The sequence below is a fragment of the Pseudomonas sp. S3_B11 genome, assembly GCF_054667715.1.
Genome location: NZ_CP162749.1, coordinates 3,995,056 through 4,021,730 on the forward strand (window position 1 = coordinate 3,995,056; position 26,675 = coordinate 4,021,730).

At 61.0% G+C, this 26,675-nt stretch carries 28 protein-coding genes; 12 read left to right on the forward strand and 16 right to left on the reverse strand.

Annotation, left to right across the window (positions count from 1 at the left end; all coding sequences use genetic code 11):
• Positions 1 to 127: 127 nt before the first annotated feature.
• Positions 128 to 781 (reverse strand): thiopurine S-methyltransferase, encoded by a 654-nt coding sequence (locus tag AB4O22_RS17900; RefSeq protein WP_223473082.1) that lies wholly within the window; start codon positions 779 to 781, stop codon positions 128 to 130.
• A gap of 104 nt (positions 782 to 885) precedes the next feature.
• Here AB4O22_RS17900 and AB4O22_RS17905 point away from each other — a divergent pair, with 104 nt between their 5' ends.
• Entirely contained in the window at positions 886 to 1,653 is a 768-nt protein-coding gene (locus tag AB4O22_RS17905) for a DODA-type extradiol aromatic ring-opening family dioxygenase (RefSeq protein ID WP_460096874.1), read from the forward strand.
• Between the two features lie 191 nt (positions 1,654 to 1,844).
• On the opposite strand, the gene AB4O22_RS17910 is transcribed toward AB4O22_RS17905, so the two are convergent.
• Both AB4O22_RS17910 and AB4O22_RS17915 read right to left on the reverse strand, forming a co-directional pair.
• Positions 1,845 to 3,518 carry a DEAD/DEAH box helicase gene (locus AB4O22_RS17910; RefSeq protein ID WP_003199404.1) on the reverse strand — a complete coding sequence of 558 codons (1,674 nt, stop codon included), beginning with the start codon at positions 3,516 to 3,518 and terminating at the stop codon, positions 1,845 to 1,847.
• A 489-nt stretch (positions 3,519 to 4,007) separates the two neighbouring features.
• Positions 4,008 to 4,763 carry a spermidine synthase gene (locus AB4O22_RS17915; protein WP_003199402.1) on the reverse strand — a complete coding sequence of 252 codons (756 nt, stop codon included), beginning with the start codon at positions 4,761 to 4,763 and terminating at the stop codon, positions 4,008 to 4,010.
• A 142-nt stretch (positions 4,764 to 4,905) separates the two neighbouring features.
• Between AB4O22_RS17915 and AB4O22_RS17920 the strand changes: the two genes are divergently transcribed.
• The gene (locus AB4O22_RS17920) at positions 4,906 to 6,252 is read left to right on the forward strand and encodes a class II 3-deoxy-7-phosphoheptulonate synthase (protein WP_003199400.1); all 1,347 of its coding nucleotides are present in this window, start codon (positions 4,906 to 4,908) and stop codon (positions 6,250 to 6,252) included.
• Positions 6,253 to 6,386: 134 nt separating this feature from the next.
• Here AB4O22_RS17920 and AB4O22_RS17925 read toward each other — a convergent pair whose 3' ends face one another.
• Entirely contained in the window at positions 6,387 to 7,616 is a 1,230-nt protein-coding gene (locus AB4O22_RS17925; RefSeq protein WP_460096876.1) for a winged helix-turn-helix domain-containing protein, read from the reverse strand.
• Between the two features lie 64 nt (positions 7,617 to 7,680).
• Positions 7,681 to 7,899: a DUF1127 domain-containing protein gene (locus tag AB4O22_RS17930; RefSeq protein WP_003199394.1), complete on the reverse strand. Its 219-nt coding sequence runs from the start codon at positions 7,897 to 7,899 to the stop codon at positions 7,681 to 7,683.
• Between the two features lie 97 nt (positions 7,900 to 7,996).
• Between AB4O22_RS17930 and AB4O22_RS17935 the strand changes: the two genes are divergently transcribed.
• Positions 7,997 to 8,851: a LysR substrate-binding domain-containing protein gene (locus AB4O22_RS17935; protein WP_027912697.1), complete on the forward strand. Its 855-nt coding sequence runs from the start codon at positions 7,997 to 7,999 to the stop codon at positions 8,849 to 8,851.
• Here the strand turns inward: AB4O22_RS17935 and AB4O22_RS17940 are convergent.
• Positions 8,841 to 9,590, reverse strand: a complete 750-nt coding sequence (locus AB4O22_RS17940) for a sulfite exporter TauE/SafE family protein (protein WP_013692579.1) — start codon at positions 9,588 to 9,590, stop codon at positions 8,841 to 8,843. The genes AB4O22_RS17935 and AB4O22_RS17940 overlap by 11 nt on opposite strands.
• Positions 9,591 to 9,735: 145 nt before the next feature.
• Between AB4O22_RS17940 and AB4O22_RS17945 the strand changes: the two genes are divergently transcribed.
• The 3 genes from AB4O22_RS17945 (at position 9,736) to AB4O22_RS17955 (ending at position 11,990) form a co-directional block, all read left to right on the forward strand.
• Entirely contained in the window at positions 9,736 to 10,197 is a 462-nt protein-coding gene (locus tag AB4O22_RS17945; RefSeq protein ID WP_460096878.1) for a MarR family winged helix-turn-helix transcriptional regulator, read from the forward strand.
• Positions 10,198 to 10,521: 324 nt separating this feature from the next.
• A complete protein-coding gene (locus AB4O22_RS17950; protein ID WP_223473086.1) occupies positions 10,522 to 10,941 on the forward strand; it encodes an organic hydroperoxide resistance protein in 420 nt (139 codons plus the stop codon).
• A 35-nt stretch (positions 10,942 to 10,976) separates the two neighbouring features.
• The gene (locus tag AB4O22_RS17955) at positions 10,977 to 11,990 is read left to right on the forward strand and encodes an alpha/beta hydrolase (protein WP_460096879.1); all 1,014 of its coding nucleotides are present in this window, start codon (positions 10,977 to 10,979) and stop codon (positions 11,988 to 11,990) included.
• Between the two features lie 136 nt (positions 11,991 to 12,126).
• Here AB4O22_RS17955 and AB4O22_RS17960 read toward each other — a convergent pair whose 3' ends face one another.
• Positions 12,127 to 12,696: an elongation factor P gene (locus tag AB4O22_RS17960; RefSeq protein WP_003199385.1), complete on the reverse strand. Its 570-nt coding sequence runs from the start codon at positions 12,694 to 12,696 to the stop codon at positions 12,127 to 12,129.
• A 48-nt stretch (positions 12,697 to 12,744) separates the two neighbouring features.
• Entirely contained in the window at positions 12,745 to 13,878 is a 1,134-nt protein-coding gene (gene earP / locus AB4O22_RS17965; RefSeq protein ID WP_460096881.1) for an elongation factor P maturation arginine rhamnosyltransferase EarP, read from the reverse strand.
• Between the two features lie 121 nt (positions 13,879 to 13,999).
• Here earP and AB4O22_RS17970 point away from each other — a divergent pair, with 121 nt between their 5' ends.
• Positions 14,000 to 14,386 (forward strand): hypothetical protein, encoded by a 387-nt coding sequence (locus tag AB4O22_RS17970; protein ID WP_460096883.1) that lies wholly within the window; start codon positions 14,000 to 14,002, stop codon positions 14,384 to 14,386.
• Between the two features lie 2 nt (positions 14,387 to 14,388).
• Positions 14,389 to 14,871 (forward strand): GreA/GreB family elongation factor, encoded by a 483-nt coding sequence (locus tag AB4O22_RS17975; RefSeq protein ID WP_003199378.1) that lies wholly within the window; start codon positions 14,389 to 14,391, stop codon positions 14,869 to 14,871.
• 7 nt (positions 14,872 to 14,878) lie between these two features.
• On the opposite strand, the gene cysB is transcribed toward AB4O22_RS17975, so the two are convergent.
• The 4 genes from cysB to AB4O22_RS17995 all read right to left on the reverse strand — a co-directional run bounded on the left by cysB (position 14,879) and on the right by AB4O22_RS17995 (position 18,440).
• On the reverse strand, positions 14,879 to 15,853 hold the full coding sequence (gene cysB / locus AB4O22_RS17980) for an HTH-type transcriptional regulator CysB (RefSeq protein WP_003199376.1): 975 nt from the start codon (positions 15,851 to 15,853) through the stop codon (positions 14,879 to 14,881).
• 110 nt (positions 15,854 to 15,963) lie between these two features.
• Entirely contained in the window at positions 15,964 to 16,464 is a 501-nt protein-coding gene (locus tag AB4O22_RS17985; protein WP_003199370.1) for a universal stress protein, read from the reverse strand.
• A 96-nt stretch (positions 16,465 to 16,560) separates the two neighbouring features.
• Positions 16,561 to 17,466 carry a 5'-nucleotidase gene (locus tag AB4O22_RS17990; protein WP_003199368.1) on the reverse strand — a complete coding sequence of 302 codons (906 nt, stop codon included), beginning with the start codon at positions 17,464 to 17,466 and terminating at the stop codon, positions 16,561 to 16,563.
• Positions 17,467 to 17,486: 20 nt separating this feature from the next.
• The gene (locus tag AB4O22_RS17995) at positions 17,487 to 18,440 is read right to left on the reverse strand and encodes a putative 2-dehydropantoate 2-reductase (protein ID WP_460096884.1); all 954 of its coding nucleotides are present in this window, start codon (positions 18,438 to 18,440) and stop codon (positions 17,487 to 17,489) included.
• Positions 18,441 to 18,707: 267 nt separating this feature from the next.
• Between AB4O22_RS17995 and AB4O22_RS18000 the strand changes: the two genes are divergently transcribed.
• A complete protein-coding gene (locus AB4O22_RS18000; RefSeq protein WP_003199364.1) occupies positions 18,708 to 19,784 on the forward strand; it encodes a 3-deoxy-7-phosphoheptulonate synthase in 1,077 nt (358 codons plus the stop codon).
• 184 nt (positions 19,785 to 19,968) lie between these two features.
• Here AB4O22_RS18000 and AB4O22_RS18005 read toward each other — a convergent pair whose 3' ends face one another.
• Positions 19,969 to 20,250: a GNAT family N-acetyltransferase gene (locus AB4O22_RS18005; RefSeq protein WP_003199362.1), complete on the reverse strand. Its 282-nt coding sequence runs from the start codon at positions 20,248 to 20,250 to the stop codon at positions 19,969 to 19,971.
• Between the two features lie 635 nt (positions 20,251 to 20,885).
• Here AB4O22_RS18005 and oprI point away from each other — a divergent pair.
• Positions 20,886 to 21,137 carry an outer membrane lipoprotei OprI gene (gene oprI / locus AB4O22_RS18010; RefSeq protein ID WP_003199355.1) on the forward strand — a complete coding sequence of 84 codons (252 nt, stop codon included), beginning with the start codon at positions 20,886 to 20,888 and terminating at the stop codon, positions 21,135 to 21,137.
• A gap of 141 nt (positions 21,138 to 21,278) precedes the next feature.
• Here oprI and AB4O22_RS18015 read toward each other — a convergent pair whose 3' ends face one another.
• The 3 genes from AB4O22_RS18015 to AB4O22_RS18025 form a co-directional block, all read right to left on the reverse strand.
• Positions 21,279 to 22,250: a L,D-transpeptidase family protein gene (locus AB4O22_RS18015; protein WP_003199349.1), complete on the reverse strand. Its 972-nt coding sequence runs from the start codon at positions 22,248 to 22,250 to the stop codon at positions 21,279 to 21,281.
• A 244-nt stretch (positions 22,251 to 22,494) separates the two neighbouring features.
• A complete protein-coding gene (locus AB4O22_RS18020) occupies positions 22,495 to 22,788 on the reverse strand; it encodes a hypothetical protein (protein WP_003199347.1) in 294 nt (97 codons plus the stop codon).
• 56 nt (positions 22,789 to 22,844) lie between these two features.
• Positions 22,845 to 23,450 (reverse strand): arylesterase, encoded by a 606-nt coding sequence (locus tag AB4O22_RS18025; RefSeq protein ID WP_003199345.1) that lies wholly within the window; start codon positions 23,448 to 23,450, stop codon positions 22,845 to 22,847.
• 10 nt (positions 23,451 to 23,460) lie between these two features.
• Here AB4O22_RS18025 and AB4O22_RS18030 point away from each other — a divergent pair, with 10 nt between their 5' ends.
• Positions 23,461 to 24,144 carry an ABC transporter ATP-binding protein gene (locus tag AB4O22_RS18030; protein ID WP_003199342.1) on the forward strand — a complete coding sequence of 228 codons (684 nt, stop codon included), beginning with the start codon at positions 23,461 to 23,463 and terminating at the stop codon, positions 24,142 to 24,144.
• Positions 24,144 to 26,648: an ABC transporter permease gene (locus tag AB4O22_RS18035; RefSeq protein ID WP_460096886.1), complete on the forward strand. Its 2,505-nt coding sequence runs from the start codon at positions 24,144 to 24,146 to the stop codon at positions 26,646 to 26,648. Before AB4O22_RS18030 ends, AB4O22_RS18035 begins: the two co-directional genes overlap by 1 nt.
• Positions 26,649 to 26,675: the final 27 nt, after the last annotated feature.

A 26,675-nucleotide genomic window follows, 5' to 3' on the forward strand; every position in this document is an offset into this window, starting at 1 on the left:
CCACCTGTCAGGCCGCCTTCGCGAGCAAGCTCGCTCCCACAAGGGAACTTGGGTGACCACAGGTTTTGCGTTCACAGTAGATCAAATGTGAAAGCTTGCTAGCGATGGCGTCAGCACAAACAACGCTTCAACCTTTGGACAGCCGATAAACACGCTCATCCAGCCGCTTCACACCTGCCTGCAAAAACTTCCAGCTCTCCCCCAACACATCCTGCTCCTGCAACACCTCCAACTGCCAGACACCTCCCAGCAGCCGCTGCACCTCATCATCCCCGACAGAGAACGGTGGGCCAGGCATTTCATCCTGGTTGTAATCCAGGGTAATCAACAATCCGACGCCATTGGGCAAGATCTTCTGCAGATGGGCCGCATACCGCTCGCGCATCGGCAGGGGCAAAGCGATCAGCGCGGCGCGGTCGTACAGTCCCACGCAATCGACCACATCCTTCGGGCCCAGGGCAAAGAAATCACCGCAGCGAATCTCGATATCACCGGCACGGAACACCCTGAAAGCGCCCTCTTCACTCACAACCGGCTCAAGCTGATGCTCAAGGAAAAAATCCGTGGCGGCTTTTTCCGACAACTCCACGCCAAGCACTGAGTAGCCCTGATGGGCAAGCCACAGCAGATCCAGGCTTTTCCCACACAACGGCACCAGCACCCGACTGCCTTGGGCCAATCCCAATTGTGGCCAGAAACGTTGCAGGTAGGGGTTCACCTCCGGTAAGTGAAAACCAATCTGGTTCGATGACCAGCGCTTGTGCCAAAACTCGGGCTCCATGATTCACTCCAGAAAATTCGATCAAAATGGGTTAAAACTTATATTAGATTTAGATCATTGACCTGATGGAAGATGACCCCATCTTAACGCTCAGGAGTCCCTTCATGCTGCCCAGCCTGTTTATCTCCCATGGCTCACCGATGCTCGCCCTGGAACCCGGCGACAGCGGTCCGGCATTGGCTCGCCTGGCCACTCAATTGCCCAAGCCCAAGGCCATCGTCATCGTGTCCGCTCACTGGGAAAGTAACGAACTGCTGGTCAGCGCCAATCCGCAGCCGCGCACCTGGCACGACTTCGGCGGCTTTCCACCGGCGCTGTATGAGGTGCAGTACCCCGCGCCTGGCGATCCTCAACTGGCGACGCAAGTCGCGGACATGCTCAACGCCGCGGACCTGCCGGCACGCCTCGACCCTCAACGGCCGTTTGACCATGGTGTCTGGGTGCCATTGTCCTTGATGTACCCCGAGGCCGACATCCCGGTGGTGCAGGTTTCCCTGCCTAGCCGCCAGGGACCGGTGTTGCAGACACAGGTCGGCCAGGCCCTGGCGAACCTGCGCCAGCAGGGCATCTTGCTGATCGGCTCTGGCAGCATCACCCATAACCTGCGCGACCTGGACTGGAACGCCGGTCCCGACAGCATCGAGCCCTGGGCCAAGGACTTTCGCGATTGGATGGTTGAGAAGCTGGCGGCCGACGACGAGGCCGCGTTGCATGATTACCGTCGCCAGGCACCGAACGCCGTGCGCAGCCACCCCAGCGATGAGCACTTGCTGCCGCTGTATTTCGCCCGGGGTGCAGGGGGCAAGTTCAGTGTTGCCCATGCGGGGTTCACGATGGGGACGCTGGGAATGGACATCTATCGGTTCGATTGACCGGGTCGCTTCAATCGCGAGCAAGCTCGCTCCCACATTGGATTTTCGGCGCTCCCAAAACCTTGTGGGAGCGGGCTTGCTCGCGAATGGGACAACGCCAATCAACCTGAAGGAACACCAAACGACAGGCAAAAAAAATCCCCGAACCAGTCGGGGATTTTTCATGTTCGATCAATCAGCCCAAGAGCCGATCAATCTTCGCGATAGCGACGCAGCTTGAGCTGCTTGCCAGCCACACGAGTGTCTTTCAACTTGGTCAGCAACTTCTCCAGACCATCTTCCGGCAGCTCTACCAGGCTGAAGCTGTCACGCACCTGGATGCGGCCGATAGCTTCGCGGGCCAGGCCGCCTTCGTTGAGGATGGCACCCAGCAGGTTCTTGGCAGCGATGCCGTCACGGGCACCCAGCGCGGTACGGCAGCGAGCACGACCTTCGGCCAGCGGGATCGGCGCACGACGCTCGCGATCACCACGATCCGGACGATCACCGGTGCGCTCAGGACGATCGCCACGCGGTGCGTTGTTCGGCACCAGGGGACGTTCCTTCTCGATTGCAGCCAGGTTCAGCGCTTGGCCATTGGTGGCCTTGCGCAGCAGTGCGGCGGCCAGGGCGCGTGGGCTGCAACCGATGTCGGCGGTCAGGCGATCGAGCAGATCACCGTGGGTCGATTCGGCGTCAGCCACCAGTGGCGACAGGCTGTTGGTCAGTTTCTTGATGCGGGCATCGAGAACGGCCTGGGCGTCCGGCAGGCGAACTTCAGCTACCTTCTGGCCAGTTACACGCTCGATCACTTGCAGCATGCGACGTTCACGCGGGGTGACCAGCAGCAGCGCACGGCCTTCGCGACCGGCACGGCCAGTACGGCCGATACGGTGAACGTAGGATTCCGGATCGTACGGCATGTCCACGTTGAATACGTGGGTGATGCGCGGAACGTCCAGGCCACGGGCAGCAACGTCGGTCGCCACAACGATGTCCAGGCGACCATCCTTGAGGGAGTCGATCACGCGCTCACGCTGGTTCTGGGCAATGTCACCGTTCAGCGCAGCGGCTTTGTAGCCTTTGGCTTCCAGGGCGCTGGCCAGGTCCAGGGTCGCTTGCTTGGTGCGCACGAACATGATCAGGGCGTCGAAGTCTTCCACTTCCAGCAAGCTGAGAACGGCAGACGTCTTCTGGTCAGCGTGAACCAGCAGGTGAGCCTGTTCGATCGCGGTGACGGTCTGGGTCTTGGTCTGGATCTTCACGTGTTGCGGATCGCGCAGGTGGCGCTCGGCAATGGCACGGATCGATTGCGGCAGGGTGGCCGAGAACAATACAGTCTGGCGGGTTGCTGGCAGGGCCTTGAAGATGACTTCCAGGTCATCCATGAAACCCAGCTTGAGCATTTCGTCGGCTTCGTCGAGAACCAGGTGGTTCACGGTGGCCAGGACTTTTTCGTCACGACGCAGGTGGTCGCACAGACGACCCGGAGTGGCGACAACGATCTGCGCGCCATTACGGATGGCTTTGAGTTGTGGGCCCATCGGGGCACCGCCGTAAACGGCCACAACAGTAACGCCAGGCATCTGCTTGGAATAGGTTTCGAAAGCGGTTGCTACTTGCAGCGCCAACTCACGAGTTGGCGCCAGGATCAGGGCTTGCGGTTCGCGCTTGGCAGGATCGATGCGATGCAGGATCGGCAGGGCGAACGCAGCGGTTTTACCCGTACCGGTTTGCGCCTGGCCAATCATGTCGTGGCCGGCCATGATGATCGGGATCGATTGCTGCTGAATCGCCGAAGGTTCTTCGTAGCCGGTCGCAGTGACGGCAGCGAGAATGTTCGGGTTGAGATTAAAAGCGGCGAAGCCGCCGGTTTCCTGGGTCATGGGTCTGCCTCTAAGTGCATCCGCAAAGACCCATGCTCCAAAGCTGCGCATGCCGTGTTGAGACTCAAGAGTCGCCCTGGCTGCTTTGTCGGCGGGGATTTGCGAAAACGAATGAATGAAAAAGAACGTCGTGGAAGCATCCATTGTGCGGACATGCAACCGAAGCTGACTTCGGGGAATTGCGCTACCTTGACGCGGCCCGGCTAAAGGCCGGCGCGCACTATACCGGAATTCGCCCAAAAAGGGAGCTTTTTTTATTGCCAGACACCGTTATGGGGCTCGCTGTCACAGGCCCAGGGGTTAACGGTACAACCGTTTGTTTTGCAGAGGCCCAGCGTTGCGGGGATGAGGTGCTAAAACGGTTCATCTTTACCTGTGGGAGCAAAGCTTGCTCGCGATGCGGACACCGCGATTTGCGCAGGTACTGAGTTGCGTTCATCGCGAGCAAGCTTTGCTCCCACAGGGGGGTTGTCACACCCTGGACGGGTGTCACGTTGCCGGGCGAATGGCCTTGATCAACGACTGCAACGAATAGCCCAGTCGCGGCGCCAGCCCTTCGGCCCTGGCGACCAGTCCTTGCATGTCCAGCTCCTGATCCAGGTCCGCCGGCACGATGAGGATCACATTGCCCTCCTTCACCGGCAGCTCCCAATAATGCCGGTGGTACAAGCCGCGCAACAGCGCCGCCCCCAATGGCTTGCCGTCATCGGTGGCCCACTGGTTGATCACCAGCCAGCCGCCCGGGTTGAGGCGTTTCTGGCAGTTTTCCAGGAAGCCCCAGGCCAGGTGCCCGACGCCGGGACCGACATCGGTATAGAGGTCGACGAAAATCAAGTCCGCCGGCTCGGCGCTTTCAAGCAGCTCCAGTGCATCGCCGACGCGGATGTACAGCCGCGGATCGTCATCCAACCCCAGGTATTCGATGGCCAGGCGTGGCACGTCGGGGCGCAGTTCAATGGCCTCGACATCTTCCAACGGCAGGAACTTGAGGCAGGCCTGGGTCAACGTACCGGCGCCCAGCCCCAGAAACAGCGCACTTTCCGGCTGCTCGTGACACAACGCGCCGATGAGCATGGCGCGGGTATAGTCATATTCGAGCCAGCTCGGATCGGCTGTGAACACGCAACTCTGCTCGATGGCATCGCCAAACTCGAGAAACCGGTAATCGGCCACTTCGAATACGCGAATCATGCCGAACTCGTCGTGCACCTCGGCGAGCAAATGCTCGACGCGCTCCTCTGTCATTTCATCTCCTGATGGTGACCGTGCCGGCTTGAGCCTGCGTATACGGGACAAAGGCGCGATTGTCCGCGAAGCAACCGGAGCAGGTCACGCACTAATTTGCTGATAACATGGCCGTCCAAGCGTAAATCACCTAGAGATCATGATGAGCCAACCCTGGAGCCCTGACAGCTGGCGCGCCCTGCCGATCCAGCAACAACCCCGCTACCCCGACGCCGCGCACCTGTTGCAGGTAGAGCAGACCCTGGCCAGCTATCCGCCTCTGGTGTTTGCCGGTGAGGCCCGGGAGTTGCGCCGTCAGTTCGCCGAGGTGACCCAGGGCCGGGCGTTCCTGCTGCAAGGCGGCGACTGCGCCGAAAGCTTTGCCGAGTTCTCGGCGGCCAAGATCCGCGACACCTTCAAGGTGCTCTTGCAGATGGCGATCGTCATGACCTTTGCCGCCGGCTGCCCGGTGGTCAAGGTCGGGCGCATGGCCGGGCAGTTCGCCAAGCCGCGCTCAGCCAATGATGAAACCATCGACGGTGTGACCTTGCCGGCCTACCGGGGCGATATCGTCAACGGCATCGGTTTCGACGAGAAAAGCCGCGTACCGGACCCGGAGCGGTTGCTGCAGTCCTACCACCAGTCCACCGCCACCTTGAACCTGCTGCGCGCCTTCGCCCAGGGCGGGTTCGCCGACCTGCACCAGGTGCACAAGTGGAACCTGGACTTCATCGCCAATTCGGCCCTGGCGGAAAAGTACAGTCACCTGGCCGACCGCATCGACGAAACCCTGGCATTCATGCGCGCCTGCGGCATGGACAGCTCGCCGCAACTGCGCGAAACCAGTTTCTTCACTGCCCACGAAGCGTTGCTGCTCAATTACGAAGAAGCCTTCGTGCGCCGTGACAGCCTGACCAACGATTATTACGACTGCTCGGCCCACATGCTGTGGATCGGCGACCGCACCCGTCAGTTGGACGGCGCCCATGTCGAATTCCTGCGCGGGGTGAACAACCCGATCGGGGTCAAGGTCGGCCCGAGTATGGACCCCGACGACCTGATCCGCCTGATCGACGTGCTCAACCCGCAGAACGACCCCGGCCGGCTGAACCTGATCGCCCGGATGGGCGCCAACAAGGTCGGCGAACACTTGCCGCCGCTGTTGCGCGCCGTGCAGCGTGAAGGCAAGCAAGTGCTGTGGAGCTCAGACCCGATGCATGGCAACACCATCAAGGCCAGCAGCGGCTACAAGACCCGGGACTTTGCGCAGATCCTCGGTGAAGTGAAGCAGTTCTTCCAGGTCCACGAAGCCGAAGGCACCTATGCCGGTGGGATTCACATCGAGATGACCGGGCAAAACGTCACCGAATGCATCGGCGGCGCACGCCCGATTACCGAGGACGGGCTGTCGGACCGCTACCACACCCACTGCGACCCGCGGATGAATGCCGATCAGTCGCTGGAGCTGGCGTTTTTGATTGCCGAGACGTTGAAGCAGGTTCGGCGGTGAGTCAGTAGGTCCTTCTTCGCCTGTTCAATCGCTTCGCGAGCAGGCTCGCTCCCACATTGGATCGGCTGTGAACACAAAACCTGTGGTCACCAGAAATCCCTTGTGGGAGCGAGCTTGCTCGCGAAGGCGTCGGCTCAGTCACCATCAATCTGGGTCAATGCCACCGCCAACCGCACCCCACTCACTCGCTGGCAATTGAGCTGGACCCGCTCCAACCCCAGCCACCGGGCCATGCGCCTCAAGTTCAGCGCCAGGGCCTGCATCCCCTCCTCGTCCAGCCCCGACGCGTCCTCGTGCACGGCATGCACGGCCAACTGCCCCAGGGCCCGCTCCGCCCGCAGGTCCACCCGAGCTGCAATGCGTTCGTGGTGCAGGAACGGCAACACGTAATAGCCATACACCCGCTTGTGGACAGGCGTGTAGATCTCCAACCGGTAGCGAAAGTCGAACAACCGCTCGGTACGGCCGCGCTCCCAGACCAGCGAGTCGAACGGCGACAGCAAGGCACTGGCGGCGACTTTGCGAGGAACTTTCGCCTCAGGTCGGCACCAGGCCGGTTGTTTCCAGCCCTGCACCTGGCAGCGCAGCAGCTCTCCGGCCTCCTCCAACTCAGCCAGGCGCCCACGGCTGTCGGCCGGAGCGAGGCGAAAGTAGTCGCGCAGATCTTTCTCTGTGGCAATGCCCAAGGCGTCGGCTGCATGTAGCAGCAAGGCGCGTTGGGCCTGGGCCTCGTCCGGCAACGGTTGCTGCAGGATCGAGGCCGGCAGGACCCGTTCGGGCAAGTCGTAGAGCCGCTCGAACCCGCGCCGCCCCGCCACCGTGACTTCACCCGCGGCAAACAGCCACTCCAGCGCATGTTTCTCCGCACTCCAGTCCCACCAAGGCCCGGCCTTCTCCTGGCGCGTGGACAAGCTGCCAGCACCCAGGGCGCCCTGCTCCTGGACCGACGCCAGGACACGGCGGATGACATCCTGGCGTTCTTGGCCGAAACGCGCCAACTGCTGATAAATCCCTTCGCCACCCGACGCCCGATTCATGCGCCAGCGCATCAACGGATACATCGACATCGGCAGCAGCGACGCTTCATGCCCCCAGTATTCGAACAGCGTACGACGTCGGCCCTGGCTCCAGGCTGCTTGATCGAGCAAATCGCGATTGTAGTGACCGAGGCGGGAGAACAGCGGGAGGTAATGCGAGCGCACCAACGCATTGACTGAGTCGATCTGCAGGACGCCGAGGCGTTCGATCAGGCGGTTGAGGCGTGAGGGTTGCACCGAAGCTGGCGGCGACCGCCCATCGAATCCTTGGGCGGCCAACGCCAGACGCCGGGCCTGTTTGAGGGTAAAGGACAGAGTCGCGGGCATGGAGATCTCCTTCTCTGCTCGCAACCTACCTCACCAATAAGGGGTTTGTGTAGGAAAGGATGGCTCATTTGTGCATTGGGTCGTCCCAGAATGGCCGGACCACTTCCTGTTCCACGTCGGCACGACTCACGCCAATGTCCTTGAGCGCCTCGTCGCTCATTCCGGCCAGCAGTTCGCGTTCGTGGTGCAATTCGTACCAGCGACTAAACTTGTGCAGCAGGGCGCTGACGGAAAAGCCGTGGGAGAGTTTGTCTATCAGTAGATAACCTTTTTGACCTTTCATCGTGATGTCCTCCGTTGGGGATGGATCAAGTCTCGCGCTAACGATAAGATCAATCCAACGAATGTTTCTTATGCAATACATCTCGGAGATTGATCAATTGTCGAGTTACCCGAGCATCGATACGGAAGTGCTGCGTACCTTTGTCGCCATCGCCGACCAGGGCGGTTTTACCCGGGCCGGGGAATTGGTCAATCGCACCCAGTCCGCCGTCAGCATGCAGATGAAGCGGTTGGAAGAAGACGTATTGCAACGCCGCCTGTTCGAGCGTGACGGACGCCAGGTCAAGCTCACCGCCGAAGGCCAGGTGCTGCTGGGCTACGCTCGGCGGATCCTCAAGCTGCACAGCGAGGTGTTCAATACCCTGCGCGAACCGCACATGGTCGGCACGGTGCGCATCGGCACGCCGGACGATTACGTGATGCGCTTTCTGCCTGGCATCCTGCAACGCTTCGCCCAGTTCTACCCGCTGATCGAAATTGAAGTGCACTGCGAATCGTCCAAGCAGTTGCTGCTGCGCCAGGACCTGGACCTGTCCATCGTCACCCGCAAGCCAGGGGACGAAATCGGCCAGTTGCTGCGCAAGGAGCGTTTTGTCTGGGCCGAAGCCGCCTGCTTCAACGTCCATGAACAAACACCGCTGCCGCTGGCGATGTTCAACAGTGACTGTTTCTGCCGGCAATGGGCCTGCAATGCGCTGGATGCCATGGGTCGCGATTATCGCGTGGCATACAACAGCTCGAGCCTGTCGGCGCTCATGGCAGTGGTGGGCGCCGGCCTGGCAATCACGGCGCAACTGGAAAGCCTGCTGACCCCGGATATGCGCGTACTGGGCGAAGCTGAAGACCTGCCGGAACTGCCCGAGGCCAGCATCATGCTGATCCGCAACCTGCATAACCCCTCGCCGATCACCGAGTGCCTGGCCGAGCACATCGTCGAAGGCTTCAAACTTTAAAGGCGAGCAGCACCGCGCACAGCACCAGGAAACCGCAGAACAGCCCGCGCAACAGCCGCTCCGGCAAGGCGTGGGCGACTTTCACCCCCCAACTGATGCTCAGCAGGCCACCGACGGCCAGCGGCAGGCCGATGCTCCAGTCCACCTCATGGTGAAACGCATAAGTGGCGAGGGTCACGCCGGTACTGGGCAAGGCCAGTGCCAGGGATAACCCTTGGGCGACCACCTGGCTGGTGCCAAAGATGCTGGTCAGGATCGGCGTCGCGACCACGGCCCCGCCAACCCCGAACAGACCGCCCATGGTGCCGGATGCTGCCCCCAGTACGGCGAGCCATGGCCAGCCATAACGCATCTGCGCCGAAGCCGGTGCATTGGCGGCAAACATGCGGGCCAGGTTGTAGAGGGTCAGCGCGATCAGGAACGCGACGAAGCCGATCCGCATGCTGTTCGCGTCGATCCCCACGGCCCAGATCGAACCAAGCCAGGCAAAGCAGAAACCCATGGAAGCCAACGGCAGGACATGGCGCAATTCAATGCGATTGCGCTGGTGATAGCGCCACAACGCGAGCATCACGTTGGGCACCACCATGACCAGCGCCGTACCTTGGGCCAGTTGCTGGTCGAGGCCGAACCAGACGCCCAGCACCGGAATGGCAATCAGGCCGCCACCGATCCCGAACAATCCCCCCAAGGTGCCCAACACGGCACCAAACACCAAAAACAGCACAAATTCGAACAAGACGATTCCCCTTTCCTTAGGGGCCATATCCTACGCAGTCGGCGTCGGCGGGGAAACGTAACATCGGTTCAGAACGTCAGAATTATCTGGCGCATTAAAGATTCGCCCGCTAGATTCGTAACGATCATTGATTGAAGGTTTTGCCATGAACACCCTGCGCGACACCCCCGAAGCCTGCGAAGCCCTGCTGCTCGACAACCAGGTCTGTTTCGCCCTGCACTCCACCTCGCTGCTGATGACCAAAGTCTACAAGCCGCTGCTACAGGCCCTGGGCCTGACGTATCCGCAATACCTGGCGATGATGGTGTTGTGGGAAAAGGACGGATTGACCGTCGGTGAAATCAGCACGCGTCTGCTGACAGACCCCGGCTCGCTGACGCCACTGCTCAAGCGCCTGGAGGCCGAAGGCCTGCTGAGCCGCACCCGCAGCCGTGAAGACGAACGCGTAGTGATTATCGAACTCACCGAACAGGGTCGCGCCCTGCGCGAAAAAGCCCTCGACATCCCCCAGTGCATCCTCGCCGCCAGCGGCCTGACCCTGGAGCAGTTGAAGAAGCTGCAACTTGACCTGCAGGCACTGCGCGGGCATTTGCAAGACAGCCTCTGACTTACCTCCAACTGACCCACTGCTATCGCGAGCATGCTTGCTCCCACACTTGATGCTCAGACGCAAATCCAATGTGGGAGCGAGCTTGCTCGCGATGACGGCAGTCCTGCCGCTCCCTGATCTGTAACTCGCCCATCTAAATTTTTTTTTGCTGCGCTAAAACGCTCTAGCTCAAGGGTTACACACCCTTTCAGCTTCGAAAATCCAATCCGTCTCGAAAATTTATATTGCGCGCAAAATATTAGCGCTATACATTCTCTTCACACCTACTTAGCGCGCAAACATTTAGCGCAACAACACCAATCCAGAAACGAGGCTCTCATCATGCAAACTCTCTACACCGCAATCGCAACCTCCACCGGCGGCCGTGATGGTCGTGCGATCTCCAGCGACAACATCCTCGACGTCAAACTCGCCACGCCCAAGGAACTCGGTGGTGCAGGCGGTGCGGCGACCAACCCTGAGCAACTGTTCGCCGCCGGCTACTCGGCCTGCTTCATCGGCGCACTGAAATTCGTGGCCAGCCAGAGCAAACGCAAGATCCCGGACGACGCCTCGATTACCGCCCATGTCGGCATCGGCCAGATCCCCGGCGGTTTCGGCCTCGACATCGACCTGCACATCAACCTGCCAGGGCTGGACCAGGCCGACGCGCAAAGCCTGGTGGATGCGGCTCACCAGGTCTGCCCGTACTCCAACGCCACCCGCGGCAACGTTGATGTGCGCCTGCACGTCACCGTCTAACCACCGACCCTGGACGCGAACCTAAGGAGATCCACATGAACACGCTCAGCAAAGCCTTGACCGCCACCCTTCTCGCCCTCGGCGTCAGCAGTGCCTTCGCCGACAGCATCGTCGAGCACAACACCCAGGCGTTTCTCGACGCGCTGAATGCCGGCACCGGCAAGCCCCTGGAGCAACTGTCGCCCAAGGACGCCCGCGCCGTATTGGTGGGTGCCCAGGCGGGGGTGAAACTGACCTTGCCCAAGGCCGACGTCAGCGAGAAAACCATCCAGGTCGATGGCCAACCGATCAGCCTGACCATCGTTCGCCCGGCCGGGGTCAAGGGTGAGTTGCCCGTGTTCATGTTCTTCCACGGGGGTGGCTGGGTATTGGGTGACTTCCCGACCCACGAACGCCTGGTTCGGGATCTGGTGGCGGGCTCGGGCGCTGTCGCGGTGTTCGTCAACTACACGCCCTCACCCGAGGCGCATTACCCGGTGGCGATCAACCAGGCCTACGCCGCCACGAAATGGGTGGCCGAACACGGCAAGCAGATCAACGTCGACGGCAAGCGCCTGGCCGTGGTGGGCAACAGCGTCGGCGGCAACATGGCGGCGGTCGTGGCCTTGATGGCGAAGGACAAAGGCACGCCGGCGATCCGCTTCCAGGCATTGCTGTGGCCGGTGACCGATGCCAGCTTCGAGACGGCGTCCTACAACCAGTTCGCCGAAGGGCACTTCCTCAGTAAAAACATGATGAAGTGGTTCTGGGACAACTACACCACCGACGCCGGGCAACGCAGCCAGATCTATGCCTCGCCGTTACGCGCCAGCACCGCACAACTCAAGGGCCTGCCGCCCGCGCTGGTACAAACCGCCGAGGCCGACGTCCTGCGCGATGAGGGTGAAGCCTATGCCCGCAAGCTGGACGCGGCCGGTGTACCCGTCACGGCCGTGCGCTACAACGGCATGATCCACGACTATGGCTTGCTCAACGTGGTCAGCCAGGTGCCGGCGGTACGTTCGGCGATGCTGCAGGTGTCGCAAGAGCTCGAGCAACACCTGAAGTGACTTGTGATGAAACACTGTGGGAGCAAGGATCAATCCCCTCACCACAGACCCCATCCTGTCCCTTGGCCTGAACATGATCCGCAGGCATAAAAAAGCCCGACTCAATGGTCGGGCTTTTTCATACACAAGGCTTCGCTTATTTAGCGCGGCCTTTGTAGGAACCGCCTTCGCGGGTATCGATCTCGATCATGTCGCCGATTTCGATGAAGTCAGCTACCGACAGCTCGGTACCGTTCTTTAGTTTGGCAGGCTTCATCACCTTGCCGGAAGTATCACCGCGAGCGGAGCCTTCGGTGTAGTCAACCTGACGCACGATGGTGGTCGGCAGTTCTACGGAAACCAGGCGCTCTTCGAAGAACACGGCTTCGCAGACGTCGGTCATGCCTTCTTCGATGAACGGCAGAACGCTTTCGATGTCTTCGGCGTTCAGCTCGTACATGGTGTAGTCAGTGGTGTCCATGAACGTGTAGGTGTCGCCGCTGATGAAGGACAGGGTCGCTTCTTTGCGGTCGAGGATCACGTCGTCCAGTTTGTCGTCGGCGCTGTAGACGATCTCGGTCTTGTAACCGGTCAGCAGGTTCTTCAGCTTGGTCTTCATGATCGCGCTGTTACGACCCGACTTGGTGAACTCAGCTTTCTGAACCAGCCAAGGATCGTTTTCGAGACGGATCACGGTCCCGGGTTTCAGTTCTTTACCAGTTTTCATTGCGAATATCCGAATTTGGATGGGATTTACAAAAATCTAGGCCGCGTATCATATCCAATTTACATAAAACTTCACCAGCGCTGCGGCAAGATCGGCTCGCGAGGCCTGTTCCAGACACCACGCCTGGGCATGTTCGGCCAGTTCCTGCTGCTGTTCACGGGCGTCTTTCCAATGTTCAGTCATCTCCTGGCCGGCATTCCAGGCCCGCCAAAGACCGCTGATCGCTTTTTGCGCCGCCTGGGAAAGCCCCTGGGTGTAGAGCCTGAGAAACGCCTCGAGTTTTTCCAGGTGGACGTCTTCTTCCTGCTGGTAGATGTGCCAGAGCAACGGCCGGCCGGCCCATTGGGCGCGCACGAAGGAATCTTCGCCACGCACGGCGTTGAAATCGCAACACCATAACAATTGATCGTACTGGTCCTGGCGGATGAACGGCAATACCTGCACCGTCAGTGCGCCGCGTCGATGTACCGCACCGACCGCCAGGCCGTCGACGCCAAGCCAACGCTCGACATCACCCAGTACCCGCCCTTCGGGAACCAGCACATGAAACGCCTGGGCATCAGCGGCCATTGCGTCAAACCAGCTCGCCAGCCCGGCGTTCTCATAGGCAAACAGCGAGATAAGGCAGGTATTCGGCGCCCGCTCGACGCCCAGACCTTGCAGGAACATTCGTTGCGCCGCGGCATCCTGCTGGAATTGCCGGCGGCGTTCCAGAAGCCCCGCCTCACGCAGCAGGCCACCTGTTCCTTCCTGGAAGCCCGGGAAAAAGAAATATTTCTGCACGTGTTTGTACTTGACCGACGGTAGGCCGTGGCAACCGATCACCCAGTCCTCGGCGCTCAAATAATCAAGGTTCATCCACAGGGGCGTCGTCTGGCGCGCCGCCATCGCATCCATGTAGGCGCTCGGCAGTTGGCAGGCAAACGCAGCGATCACCACGTCGGCGGCGTCGGTGGGCGCCCACTCCCCAGGCCAGTGACACACTTGCACACCCTGCTGCCATTGCTCGGACAGGGTGACGTCGATTTCCGGACACAACCGTTCGAAGGCACGCAGGTCATCGACCCATAGCCGCACCGCGCATCGATGCTCGGCCACCAACTGCCGAGCCAGGCGCCACGTGACACCAATGTCGCCAAAGTTATCGACGACGGTGCAAAAAATATCCCAACGCACGGTCATTCCCGACTCCCTGTGGCAAAGGCCTGATTGTCCCGAATAAACCGATCACGCAGAAGAGCCGACGGCGATTAATCTTCATGCGACAATCATCGCCTGCCCATGACTCTGCCAGGAAGCAGCCATGCCCGATCACTCGACACCCTCGCGCCTCACGGCTTTGCAATTGACCTTCAGCATCGCCCTGGGCCTCTGGCTGGGGTTCCTCGCCATCGTGTTGACGAGCTGGCTGCTGTCCAGATTTCTGTTCGATGAACAACTGGCACCCGTGGCCGCCGCCGTCCATCAACTGGCGCAACCACCGGCGGTGCAACCACCCCCAGAGCCGCCCACACCGATGTTCGAGCAGTACCAACAGAACCTGCAACGGAACGAGCAGCGCCACGCGCTCGATCAGGCCCGCAACAATCCGCGCAACCTGTCCAACCCCAAGTGCCAGTTCTGGCTGCAACAGGACCAGACTGCGCCCAGTGAAAAAAGCCGCGCCAACGTTCTGCAATTCTGCGAATGACCATGAACAAACAGACCGTCCACCAGTTGATTCTCGACAAGCTCAAGATTGATCTCGACATCGCCGAACGCGCCGCGCAGACCGCCTACGAAACCGCGACCCACGAAGAAAACATCGCCGAGAACAAGTACGACACCCTGGGTCTCGAGGCGTCCTACCTCGCCGCGGGACAAGCCAGGCGCGTGGAAGAAATCCGCCAGGCCCTCACCCTCTGCCAGAACCTGACGCTAAGGCCTTACGACGAGCAGCGCGGTATTCAGGTCGGCACCTTGATCGGCCTGGAAGATGAGGACGGCCGTCAGCAATGGCTCTTCCTGGGGCCGGATGCGGCGGGCTTGAAGGTCTCGCTGGTGGGCCAGCCGATCACTGTCATCACCCCTCGCTCACCGCTGGGCCGCGGCCTTCTGGGCAAGTTCGAAGGGGATGAAGTAGAGATCGTGGTAGCGGGCGCCCGGCAACAGTTCGCTGTCACCGAGGCGATCTAGAAGGGTCTTAGTGCACCGGTAGTTCGACGCCGTCGAACAACTCTTCGAGTTCTTGCTTGTTGTGGCACTGGATGGCCTTGGCCATGACTTCCCGGGTCAGGTGCGGTGCAAATTTCTCGATGAAATCGCACATGAAACCCCGCAGGAAAGTGCCACGACGGAAGCCGATCTTGGTCACGCTGGATTCGAACAACTCGCTGGCATCCAGCACCACCAGGTCGCTGTCGAGCTTGGTATCGACGGCCATCTTCGCGACGATGCCCACGCCCAGGCCCAGGCGAACGTAGGTCTTGATCACGTCGGCATCGGCGGCGGTGAACACTACTTTCGGCGTCAGGCCACGATGGCTGAAGGCTTCGTCAAGCTTGGAACGACCAGTGAAACCGAATACGTAGGTCACGATCGGGTATTCGGCCAGGGCTTCGAGGGTCAGCTTCGGCAGCTTCGTCAACGGATGGCCCTGGGGCACGACCACACAGCGGTTCCAGCGATAGCACGGCATCATCACCAAATCCCCGAACAGTTCCAGGGCCTCGGTGGCAATGGCGAAATCCACCGTGCCGTCGGCCGCCATCTCGGCGATCTGCATTGGCGAGCCTTGGTGCATGTGCAGCGCCACGTCGGGGTATTGCTTGATGAAGTTGCTGATCACCGGCGGCAGCGCATAGCGGGCCTGGGTGTGGGTAGTGGCGATCGACAGGGTGCCTTTTTTCTCGTTGGAGAACTCCTGGGCGATCTGCTTGATGCTTTCGACCTTGCGCAGGATCTCGCCAGCGGTGGTGATGATGCGCTCGCCGGCCGGAGTCACGCGGGTCAGGTGTTTACCGCTGCGGGCGAAAACTTCGACGCCCAATTCATCTTCCAACAGGCGGATCTGCTTGCTGATGCCAGGTTGCGACGTGTAGAGGCTTTGGGCAGTAGCGGAAACGTTGAGGTCGTGGTGCGCCACTTCCCAGATGTAGCGCAGTTGTTGAAGCTTCATATGTGTCCCTCAAAGCAGTTGGACGCCACGGGCATCAGCGACGGTATATAACTATATGAAAGGTTACGACAATAAATCTAGAACTTTTTATAAAAAGCCATCATTTAGCCTCAAGCCTCTCCCTGGCGTCGGCGCTGTACCAGCGGTACCAGGTAGACCGGTACCCGGGATAACTGCAACACCCGTGCAGCGGTTCTGCCCAAGGGGGTCTCACCGCTTGCCCCTTGGCAATGACTGCCTACGATCAGCAAGTCGACAGAGAGTTTCGCAGCCTGCTCCAGGATGACCTGGGAAGGATCGCCCTGGTACACCCTGACCGACTTGATCAGTTGCAAATCCTGCTGCCCGTCTCCCAACTCCTCGCGGAAACTGTCGAGCACTCGCTGTTCGATATTGGCCATCACCGTATTCAGACCTTGGCGATGAAATTCGTTCAGCGCCTGCTCATCGAGATAGCTCTGCAACACCGACTCGGCGAACAGCCCCATCGGTTCTACCGCATGCACTACATACAACTCGGCTTCAAACGTCCGTGCTAACGCCAAGGCATGCTGCATCACATAAGGGGCGTACAGGCCCAGGTCTGTGGCGTACAGCATCGAACGAATCATGTGACCTCCTCGCGTGCCAAAATGGCGGAGATTGATTCAGCTTAGCAGCGCCTCGGGGACTGCGACGTGCGGCTTGACGTCCCGGACCAAGGGCAGTCAGGGCTTCATTTCGTTACTGATACCGTGGGGCACGTGACCGGTGGCGACCACCTCTCGGGCCAGTTCGCAATGGCCGGTCTGGTCATCGAAAAAAACATCGGCGGCGAACGCTTCGAGGAAGGCCGATTTGGTCAGGCCGCCCAGGAACAACGACTCATCCAGGCGAATATCCCACTCACGCAAGGTCCGGATGACCCGCTCGTGGGCCGGTGCCGAACGGGCCGTCACCAGCGCCGTACGAATGGGACAGGCGTCCTCGGGAAACTCGCGCTGCAGTGCATTGAGCGCCGCCAGGAACCCCTTGAACGGCCCGCCTCGCAGTGGCTCGCGGGCGGCCTGTCGCTCGCTGGCCTGGAAGGCTTCCAACCCATCGGCCTGATAGACGCGCTCCGATTCGTCGGAAAACAGCACGGCATCGCCGTCGAAGGCAATGCGCAGCTCCTCGCTGGCCGCGCGACTGGCACCACCAGACAGGATGGTCGCGGCGGCAAACCCGGCGTCCAGGGCGCTGCGCACGTCTTCAGCGTGGGTCGACAAAAAGAGATCGCAACCGAACGCCTTGAGGTACGGGTAAGGACTGCGGCCGCCAACGAAAGCCGCGCGCGAGATTGCCAGCCCATAATGATGAATCGAGTTGAACACTCGAAGGCCTGTGTCGGCGCTGTTGCGCGAAACCAGGATCACCTCGACTCGGGCGCGCCCCAGGTGCTCGTTGAGGTTCAGCAGCTTTTGCACCAGGGCGAAGGCATCACCGGGTGCCAGGACTTCGTCTTCATGCTCGATCTGGTACTGCCGATAGGCTTCGACGCCACTGGACAAATACACCTTGTGGCTTTCCCGCAGGTCGAACAACGCCCGCGACGAAATCGCCAGCACCAGTTTGTCGTCGATGTTGTTTGCCATACCGCTCCCCTTTCGCCCGCTCAGCGGTTATATCGGTCCACGAACGCCAACGCCTGATACAAAGCTTCGATTTTCGGCAGCTCACACCCTGCCGCTTTCGCAGCCGCCAATGGCCGGCCGTAGATCGCGTCCAGTTCCAGCGCACGCTTGTGGGAATAATCGTGGTACATGCTCGGCCAGTAGTCGGGCATCTTCTCGGTCATCGTGAACAGATACTCGGCATAACCCGGCGCGATGTGATGCCCGCAGGCTTGCGCACCGCGAACCACCTCCCCCATCAGTGCCTGGATCAATTCGCGGCTATGGTCGTTGGCCATCAACGGCGTGGTACTGGCGCCCAACAGAACCGAAAGACCGTTGTACGGCACATTCCACACCAGCTTCTGCCAGCGCGCCTGTTGCAGGCCCGGCATGGCCTGGGCATCGATACCGGCGTTGCGGAACAACGTCGCCGCCTCTTCGACGATCACCATGCGTTGTGCCTGGTCGGCGCAAGGCCCACTGTGATAACCGACGTTGACCGCGCCGAGGGCCTGGTGGGTGACGACACCAGGGCCGACGCGATGCACGCAGATCAGGCACAGGCCACCCAGCAGGTGCAACGAATCGGGCAGCAAGGGTCGAAGATCGTCTTCGACATCCAGGCCGTTCTGCAGCAACAGGACTTTTGCCCCGTCAGCGGCAGCCCGGGTAATGGCCGGGGCCAGATCGGCATTGCTGGTGGTCTTGGCGCCGACCAGCAGCCAGTCGCAGGGCGGCATGTCGGCTGCCGAGCGATACGCCTGGACGGGGTTGAGGGCCAGCGTACCGTGAACCGCGCTGTCGATCCGCAAGCCGGCTTCGGCCACGGCAGCAAATTCGCTGCGCAGTAAAAAGTGCACGTCAAAACCGGCACGCGCCAGCATCACGCCGTAGAACCCACCGATCGCCCCGGTGCCGATCATCCCGATCCGCGGTTTCACGCCTGCCTGCATCTTTGCAACTCTCCTGGTAAAAGTCCCTGCACACTATCAGCGCGAGCGGCATGGCATGCAATCATCATTACATCTGCTCACGAATCTGCTTCAGAGCCATCCCCAAGGCCTGCTCCCCAGCCTTTAGGGCATTAAACCCGACCCAGCCCATTGTCGAGCCACCTCGTAACGCGATAAGGTTCGGCTCCCCGACGCGCTTAAAATCCGCTGTGCACCGCCGCGCGGGGATCGCTGGCGGCCGGCACCCGTGACCTGACGAGTAACACGATGGCTGATTTACCGATCAACGACCTTAACGTCGCCTCCAACGAGACCCTCATCACGCCTGACCAGCTCAAGCGCGATATTCCCCTGAGCGACGCTGCCCTGCGCACCGTGACCAAGGGCCGGGAAGTCATCCGCAACATCCTGGACGGCACCGATCATCGCCTGTTCGTGGTCATCGGGCCCTGCTCGATCCATGACATCAAGGCCGCCCACGAATACGCCGAGCGCCTGAAAGTGCTGGCTGCGGAAGTCTCCGACACCTTGTACCTGGTCATGCGGGTGTATTTCGAGAAGCCTCGGACCACCGTCGGCTGGAAAGGCCTGATCAACGACCCGTACCTGGATGACTCCTTCAAGATCCAGGACGGCCTGCACATCGGTCGTCAATTGCTGCTGGACCTGGCGGAAATGGGCCTGCCCACGGCCACCGAAGCGCTGGACCCGATCTCGCCGCAATACCTGCAGGACCTGATCAGCTGGTCGGCCATCGGCGCGCGCACCACCGAATCCCAGACCCACCGCGAAATGGCCTCTGGCCTGTCGTCGGCAGTGGGCTTCAAGAACGGCACCGACGGTGGCCTCACCGTGGCGATCAACGCCTTGCAGTCGGTCTCCAGCCCACACCGTTTCCTGGGCATCAACCAGGAAGGTGGCGTGTCGATCGTCACCACCAAGGGCAACGCCTACGGTCACGTGGTATTGCGCGGTGGCAATGGCAAGCCGAACTACGATTCGGTCAGCGTCGCGCTGTGTGAACAGGCGCTGAACAAAGCCAAGATCAAGCCGAACATCATGGTCGACTGCAGCCACGCCAACTCCAACAAGGACCCGGCACTGCAACCGCTGGTGATGGAGAACGTGGCCAACCAGATCCTGGAAGGCAACCAGTCGATTATCGGCCTGATGGTCGAAAGCCACTTGAATTGGGGCTGCCAGGCCATCCCGAAAGACCTCGCCGACTTGCAGTACGGCGTCTCCATCACCGATGCCTGCATCGACTGGAGCGCCACCGAGAACACCCTGCGCAGCATGCATGCCAAGCTCAAGGATGTTCTGCCGAAGCGGCAGCGCGGCTAAAAAAGATCGCAGCCTCGTTGCACTCGACAGCTCCTACACAGCTCCAATACGCTCCTACGCAGCTTCTACACATATTTGGAGCGGGGATGTAGGAGCTGGCGAAGCCTGCGATCTTTTGCTTTCCTCAAGACATAAAAAACGCCGGGCTCTTCAGCCCGGCGTTTTTTATTGGGAATCCGTTTTCTCAGAGTTTCGCCGCGTGCCGCTGGTGACGCTCCATGTAGCGCTCCACGTAGGAACAGGATGGGATCACCGTATAGCCCATTTCTTCAGCGTACTGCAGCGCACTTTCGGTCAACGCCGCCGCGATGCCCCGGCCGCGCAAGGCATTGGGCACGAAGGTGCGATAGATATCCAGGGTCTGCTTGCCCAGGTCCATATAGGTCAGATAGGCACGATGACCGTCCACATTGGTCTCGAACTGATGACCAGCCTGGTCATGGTGGATGGTAACCGCCTCGCTCATCACTACTCCTCGCGGGTCTGAATGCCGACCCCTACCTTACCGATGTTTTTCCGGCGAAGGAACATCTACGCCACCCCGTGCCTTCCTGGTCACCGAGCGCCAAAACCGATCCGCTCAAACCCGAGCACGTCGTGAATAGTAGGCACCAATGACGCAAATGCTCAAGGCACGCCTGTCATCGAAGGGGTAAACCTCGTCGGGTTTATCGATTGAGCGCCATCGTCGCGCTGTAGTCGGTCACGGTGCAATAGCTGAACATCGCCAGTTGTTGAGTCTTGAGACGAGCGCGCGTAGTTAAAGTCACCGCCAATACCAATAAAGATGCCTGGAGCATTGCACAAAAAATGTACAAAAGTGTAGGTGAATCAATAAACAACGGTGTTAGCGAGGGCTGCTGGAGTTCTCCGTCGCTACGGAACTTTTTTTCGTTGACGCGCTCCAGCAAAGGGCTTCGGGCTGTATATTTTTTAAACACCCCTTAGAAAAGTTGCTCGAAAAAGAATCACCGCCTACAATTTTTTTGCTTCTTGCGCTACGTCAGTTTACTTACTACAAGTAATGGGTAGTATGTACGCCGGCTAACTCCTCAGTCTGGGGAGACAGTCACTAATAGAATGTCCTTGAAGGGGAACACGATGAACAACGTTCTGAAATTCTCTGCTCTGGCCCTGGCCGCAGTTCTGGCTACCGGTTGCAGCAGCGCATCGAAAGAAACCGAAGCACGTCTGACTGCTACCGAAGACGCAGCAGCTCGCTCCCAGGCTCGTGCAGACGAAGCTTACCGTAAAGCTGATGAAGCTCTGGCTGCTGCTCAAAAAGCACAACAGACTGCTGACGAAGCTAACGAGCGTGCTCTGCGCATGCTGGACAAAGCTAGCCGCAAGTAATAGTCCTTCGGGATTGTTATCGAGCCGACCCATTTTTGGGTCGGCTTTTTTTTTGGGTTCGAGAGCTATTGCCCGGTGTTTTCCCAAGCAATAAAAAACCCGCCGACATCGCGAAACGTCGGCGGGTTGTTGTCGAGTCTTTTACTGCTGCAAGTCGATCGGCGCGCTCGTGACCATCGGTGCCGAGGTATTCGGAACAGCGATTTCCACCGGCATGCCATCTTCGGCCGCCACCACGTCCCGCACCACGTCCCAGTTCATGCGCAAGTTGCTGGTGATGTCTTCACGCTTGAGCATCGCGTTGATCACTGAGGTGTGCTTGTCCACCACCGACGGGTTGCCCTTGTCGTCCAGCGGTGTGTGAGCTTCCAGGTACACCTTGCCACCGCTCAAGCCCAGCTTGTAGGGGTCGTTGATGATCCGCACCGATGTCCCCACCGGCACCATGCCGGCCATTTCCAGCACGTTGTTGTTGAACATCCGGAAGCAACCGTGGCTGGTCCGCATGCCGATGCCGAACTTCTTGTTCGAACCATGGATCAGGTAGCCCGGGGTGCCCAGGGTGAACTTGAACGGACCCAGCGGGTTATCCGGGCCGGCGGGCACGACATTCGGCAGCGGGTCGCCGTCAGCGGCGTGTTCGGCCTTGATCGATGCCGGCGGGGTCCAGGTCGGGTTCGGCGTCTTGGCGATGATGCTGGTGTGGGCGATCGGCGATCCCCAGCCCTCACGCCCAATCCCCAGCGGGAAGGTGTAGACCACGTTCCGCCCCTTGGGGAAATAGTAGAGACGGTACTCGGCAAGGTTGATCACGATGCCCTCGCGCGGACCCGGCGGCAGGATGAAGCGAGTCGGCAGCACGATCTCGGTGCCTGCGCCCGGCAACCAGGGATCGACCCCGGGGTTGGCGGCGACCATCTCGCTGTAGCCCAGGTCATAGGTGGTACCCAGGTCGGCGAAGGTGTCTTCGTATTTGGCCTTGATAACCTGCACCTGGCCAACGATGTCTTCACCCGGCGGTGGCAGAGGCAGCTCCAGGGCGGCAACGGGGCCCGCCATACACAGGGCGGCAAGAGACAGGCAGCGGGCGACGGCAGGCAAGCGCGGCAACATCCGGGAAATCCTTCGCAGATCGAACAAGGGGTTATGAAAACGGCGATTGTACACTGCCACCTGTTATTTCGGGGAGAGCGGTACAGAGGCGTCCGATGCGCAGCATGCCTGGAAGCTGAAATGAAACCCAGTGGGAGCGAGCTTGCTCGCGATAGCGGTGGGCCTGCTTGCATTAATGTTGAATGTGCCGCCGCCATCGCGAGCAGGCTCGCTCCCACAAGGGACATGTCGGAAATCTGAGGGATTACAACTCGAACCGCAGCTCCGGCCAGATTGGCGAGGTGCCGCGTTTCTGGGACTCCAGGATCGCCCGGCACAACGAGCACAGCCGATGATCCTGGAAAATCTTGCGATCGACGCTCGACCAGCGTGGCTGGGCCGGCAGCAGGCTGCCGCAGAGAGTTCGGTCGGCCGAGCCACCCAGCTCCAACTGCCGGGTCACCAGGTGCACCCGTACTTCCTGGCAGGCGAACAGATCCAGCTGCTCGTCAGGCTCGATCAGTTGGTAGGCAAACAGGGACCAGGCGGGACGCGGCATCGGGGGCTCCAAATCGGGGGCGCCACATTAGCCGAAAGCCCGCCGGTAGAAAAGCGTCAAAGCAGCGGTTTCAGTGTCGGCCAGACATTTTCCAGCAACTTGCCCTGGGCCGCGACGGACGGGTGCAATCCGTCGCCTTGCATCATGGTCGGGATGCCACCGACGTCCTTGAGAAAAAACGGCACCAGCGGGACTTTTTTCTCCTCCGCCAGGGTGCTGTAGACCCGGGCAAAGGCATCGGTGTAGCGCCGTCCGTAATTGGGTGGCAGTTGCATGCCCAGCAAAAGTACCTGGGCACCGCTGGCACGAGCGCTGTCGATCATCGCTGCAAGGTTTTGTTGCAATTGTGTTGGCGGCTGTCCGCGCAGGCCATCGTTGCCGCCCAGTTCCAGGATCACCAGGTCCGGCTTATGGGCTGCAAGCAGCGCCGGCAGCCGCGCCTGGCCTCCGGCACTGGTGTCGCCACTGATGGAAGCATTGACCACTTTATCGTCAAAACCCTCGGCCTTGAGCCGTTGTTCGAGCAACGACACCCACCCTTGCCGGGTATCCAGGCCGAAAGCCGCGCTGATACTATCGCCAACGATCAGGACTGTACCCGCCGCTGCGTTCTGGGCCATGCACATCAAGGCCAGGCCGGCACTCAAAAACCACACACGCATCGGATTCTCCATGGGCTCAAGCATTCTCACCGCGACGGACCTTAGCAAAGTGGTCTCCAGCGCGGAAGGTGAACTGACCATCCTGCACGAACTCAGCCTGGAACTGAACAAAGGCGATAGCCTGGCCATCGTCGGGGCGTCCGGTTCCGGCAAATCCACTCTCCTGGGCCTGCTGGCCGGCCTCGACCTGCCCAGCAGCGGCGAGGTGACACTCGCCGGCCAAGCGCTCAGCGCTCTGGATGAAGACCAGCGTGCGCGGATCCGCGCCGAGCATGTCGGCTTCGTCTTCCAGTCGTTCCAGTTGCTCGACAGCCTCAATGCACTGGAAAACGTCATGCTGCCGCTGGAACTTGACGGGCGCAAGGATGCCCGCGAACGGGCCACGCAACTGTTGCAGCGCGTCGGCCTGGGCCAGCGCCTGACCCACTCGCCACGCCAGCTCTCCGGCGGCGAACAGCAACGCGTGGCGATTGCCCGCGCCTTTGCCGCCGAGCCCGACGTGCTGTTTGCCGACGAACCCACCGGCAACCTCGACAGCCATACCGGCGAGCGCATCAGCGACCTGCTGTTCGAATTGAACAAGGAACGCGGCACGACCCTGGTGCTGGTGACCCATGATGAACGCCTGGCCCATCGTTGCCGGCGCCTGATCCGACTTGAAGCCGGCGAGATGGTCGCCCCTCTGGAGCCTTGATGGCACGCTTGCCGCTGTTGCGCCTGTTCAGTCTCGCTGTCCGTCAATTGCTTCGCGATGCCCGCGCCGGTGAGTTGCGGGTGTTGTTCTTCGCCCTGCTGGTGGCGGTGGCGGCCAGTACCGCCATCGGTTACTTCGGTGCCCGCCTCAACGGCGCGATGATGATGCGCGCCACCGAGTTCCTCGGTGCCGACCTACTGCTCGAAGGCAGCTCCCCCGCCCGCCCGGAGCAGATTCGCAGCGGCATCGAACTGGGGTTGGAACACGCCCGGGTGGTGGAGTTTTCCAGTGTTGTGGCCACCGACAATGGCATCCAGCTGTCCAGCGTCAAGGCGGCCGATGACAGCTACCCATTGCGCGGCGAGCTGAAAAGCACCCCCACCCCGTTCGCCCCGGAAGAAATCGGCGGACGCCCGAACCCTGGCGAGGCCTGGGTCGAAGCACGACTGCTGACGGCACTGGAGCTGAAGATCGGCGACAGCATCGACGTCGGCAACCAGACCTTGCGCCTGAGCCGCGTGCTGACTTATGAGCCCGATCGCGCCGGCAACTTCTACAGCCTCACCCCGCGGGTACTGATCAACCTCAAGGACCTGGAGGCCACCGGCGTGGTCCAGCCGGGCAGCCGTGTCAGCTATCGCGACCTGTGGCGCGGCCCGACATCGGCGCTGCAAACCTACCGCGACCTGGTCAAGCCAGGCCTTGAAGCCAACCAGCGCCTGCAGGATGCCCGCGACGGCAACCGGCAGATCGGTGGCGCCCTGGGCAAGGCCGAACGCTACCTGAACATGGCCAGCCTGGTGGCGGTGTTGCTGTCCGGTGTCGCCGTCGCGCTCTCGGCCAACCGCTTTGCCACCCGACGGTTCGACGCCAGCGCGCTGCTGCGCTGCCTGGGCCTGTCACGCCGGGAAACCATGGTGCTGTTCAGCCTGCAATTGACGGTGTTGGGCCTGCTCGCCAGCATCAGCGGCGCCCTGCTCGGCTGGATCGCCCAACTGGGCCTGTTCGCCCTGCTGCATGACCTGCTGCCCACCACCGTTCCGCCGGGTGGCCTGCTGCCGGCGATCGCCGGGATCGGCACCGGGCTGGTGGCCCTGGCGGGGTTCGCCCTGCCGCCATTGGCTGCGCTGGGCCGGGTACCGCCGTTGCGCGTGCTGCGCCGGGACATGCTGCCGATCCCCTCCAGCTCCTGGGTGATCTACGGTGCCGCGCTGGGCGCCCTGGGCCTGATCATGTGGCGCCTGAGCCTGGACCTGGTCCTCACCTTCGCCCTGCTGGGTGGTGGCGTCGTCGCCGCGCTGGTGCTCGGCGGCTTGTTGTTGCTGCTGCTCCAGAGCCTGCGTCGCCTGTTGGCCCGCGCTTCCCTGCCCTGGCGGCTGGGCCTCGGCCAATTGCTGCGCCATCCCTTGGCCGCCGCCGGCCAGGCCCTGGCGTTTGGCCTGATCCTGTTGTCCATGGCGTTGATCGCGTTGTTGCGCGGCGAGCTGCTGGACACCTGGCAAAACCAGTTGCCAAAAAACGCCCCGAACTATTTCGCGCTGAACATCCTGCCCAACGACAAGCAGGCCTTCACCGACAAGCTGCTGGCATTGTCGGCGCAATCGGCCCCGCTCTACCCCGTGGTACCCGGGCGCCTCGTCAGCATCAATGGCGAACCGGCCACAGAGTTCGTCACCAAGGACTCTGCGGGTGACCGGGCGCTGCAACGTGACTTGAGCCTGACTTGGGCCGCGGACCTGCCGACGGGCAACATCGTCACCGCAGGGACCTGGTGGCCGCAGCAACCACCGGACGATATCCCGGGGGTTTCGGTGGAAGGCAAAGTGGCCGAGAACCTCAAGATCAAGCTGGGCGACCGCCTGGTGTTCAGCGTGGGCGGCGTCAACCGTGAAGCGAAGGTCACCAGCCTGCGGGAGATCAACTGGGACAATTTCCAGCCCAACTTCTTCATGATCTTCCAGCCAGGCACATTGAAGGATCTGCCAGCGACCTATCTCACCAGTTTCTACCTGGCGTCGGGCCACGACCAACAGATCGTCGACCTGTCCCGGGCCTTTCCGGCGGTGACGATCCTGCAAGTCGAGGCCCTGCTCGAACAACTGCGCAGCATCCTGGCCCAGGTGACCCTCGCTGTGGAGTATGTGTTGTTGTTTGTACTGGCAGCGGGGATGGCGGTGTTGTTTTCCGGCCTGCAGGCGACCCTCGACGAGCGCATTCGCCAAGGCGCTCTATTGCGCGCACTGGGCGCCGAACGGCCCTTGCTGGTCAAGGCCCGGCGCATCGAGTTCGGCCTGCTGGGCGCGGTCAGTGGCCTGCTCGCGGCCCTGGGTTCGGAGCTGGTGAGCCTGGTGCTTTACCGGTACGCCTTCGACCTGCCCTGGCATCCGCATCCATGGCTGTTGGCATTGCCGCTGCTGGGGGCCTTGTTGATCGGCGCGGCCGGTGTGTTTGGCACCCGTCGAGCGCTCAATGCCAGCCCGCTGACAGTATTGCGCGAGGGTTGATAGACTCCCGGCTTCGCTATTACAAGA

Coding starts and splice junctions, on each gene's coding strand:
- AB4O22_RS17900 (WP_223473082.1), bottom strand. CDS start 781: ATGGAGCCCGAGTTTTGGCACAAGCGCTGGTCATCGAACCAGATTGGT.
- AB4O22_RS17905 (WP_460096874.1), top strand. CDS start 886: ATGCTGCCCAGCCTGTTTATCTCCCATGGCTCACCGATGCTCGCCCTG.
- AB4O22_RS17910 (WP_003199404.1), bottom strand. CDS start 3,518: ATGACCCAGGAAACCGGCGGCTTCGCCGCTTTTAATCTCAACCCGAAC.
- AB4O22_RS17915 (WP_003199402.1), bottom strand. CDS start 4,763: ATGACAGAGGAGCGCGTCGAGCATTTGCTCGCCGAGGTGCACGACGAG.
- AB4O22_RS17920 (WP_003199400.1), top strand. CDS start 4,906: ATGAGCCAACCCTGGAGCCCTGACAGCTGGCGCGCCCTGCCGATCCAG.
- AB4O22_RS17925 (WP_460096876.1), bottom strand. CDS start 7,616: ATGCCCGCGACTCTGTCCTTTACCCTCAAACAGGCCCGGCGTCTGGCG.
- AB4O22_RS17930 (WP_003199394.1), bottom strand. CDS start 7,899: ATGAAAGGTCAAAAAGGTTATCTACTGATAGACAAACTCTCCCACGGC.
- AB4O22_RS17945 (WP_460096878.1), top strand. CDS start 9,736: ATGAACACCCTGCGCGACACCCCCGAAGCCTGCGAAGCCCTGCTGCTC.
- AB4O22_RS17950 (WP_223473086.1), top strand. CDS start 10,522: ATGCAAACTCTCTACACCGCAATCGCAACCTCCACCGGCGGCCGTGAT.
- AB4O22_RS17955 (WP_460096879.1), top strand. CDS start 10,977: ATGAACACGCTCAGCAAAGCCTTGACCGCCACCCTTCTCGCCCTCGGC.
- AB4O22_RS17960 (WP_003199385.1), bottom strand. CDS start 12,696: ATGAAAACTGGTAAAGAACTGAAACCCGGGACCGTGATCCGTCTCGAA.
- earP (WP_460096881.1), bottom strand. CDS start 13,878: ATGACCGTGCGTTGGGATATTTTTTGCACCGTCGTCGATAACTTTGGC.
- AB4O22_RS17970 (WP_460096883.1), top strand. CDS start 14,000: ATGCCCGATCACTCGACACCCTCGCGCCTCACGGCTTTGCAATTGACC.
- AB4O22_RS17975 (WP_003199378.1), top strand. CDS start 14,389: ATGAACAAACAGACCGTCCACCAGTTGATTCTCGACAAGCTCAAGATT.
- cysB (WP_003199376.1), bottom strand. CDS start 15,853: ATGAAGCTTCAACAACTGCGCTACATCTGGGAAGTGGCGCACCACGAC.
- AB4O22_RS17985 (WP_003199370.1), bottom strand. CDS start 16,464: ATGATTCGTTCGATGCTGTACGCCACAGACCTGGGCCTGTACGCCCCT.
- AB4O22_RS17990 (WP_003199368.1), bottom strand. CDS start 17,466: ATGGCAAACAACATCGACGACAAACTGGTGCTGGCGATTTCGTCGCGG.
- AB4O22_RS17995 (WP_460096884.1), bottom strand. CDS start 18,440: ATGCAGGCAGGCGTGAAACCGCGGATCGGGATGATCGGCACCGGGGCG.
- AB4O22_RS18000 (WP_003199364.1), top strand. CDS start 18,708: ATGGCTGATTTACCGATCAACGACCTTAACGTCGCCTCCAACGAGACC.
- AB4O22_RS18005 (WP_003199362.1), bottom strand. CDS start 20,250: ATGAGCGAGGCGGTTACCATCCACCATGACCAGGCTGGTCATCAGTTC.
- oprI (WP_003199355.1), top strand. CDS start 20,886: ATGAACAACGTTCTGAAATTCTCTGCTCTGGCCCTGGCCGCAGTTCTG.
- AB4O22_RS18015 (WP_003199349.1), bottom strand. CDS start 22,250: ATGTTGCCGCGCTTGCCTGCCGTCGCCCGCTGCCTGTCTCTTGCCGCC.
- AB4O22_RS18020 (WP_003199347.1), bottom strand. CDS start 22,788: ATGCCGCGTCCCGCCTGGTCCCTGTTTGCCTACCAACTGATCGAGCCT.
- AB4O22_RS18025 (WP_003199345.1), bottom strand. CDS start 23,450: ATGCGTGTGTGGTTTTTGAGTGCCGGCCTGGCCTTGATGTGCATGGCC.
- AB4O22_RS18030 (WP_003199342.1), top strand. CDS start 23,461: ATGGGCTCAAGCATTCTCACCGCGACGGACCTTAGCAAAGTGGTCTCC.
- AB4O22_RS18035 (WP_460096886.1), top strand. CDS start 24,144: ATGGCACGCTTGCCGCTGTTGCGCCTGTTCAGTCTCGCTGTCCGTCAA.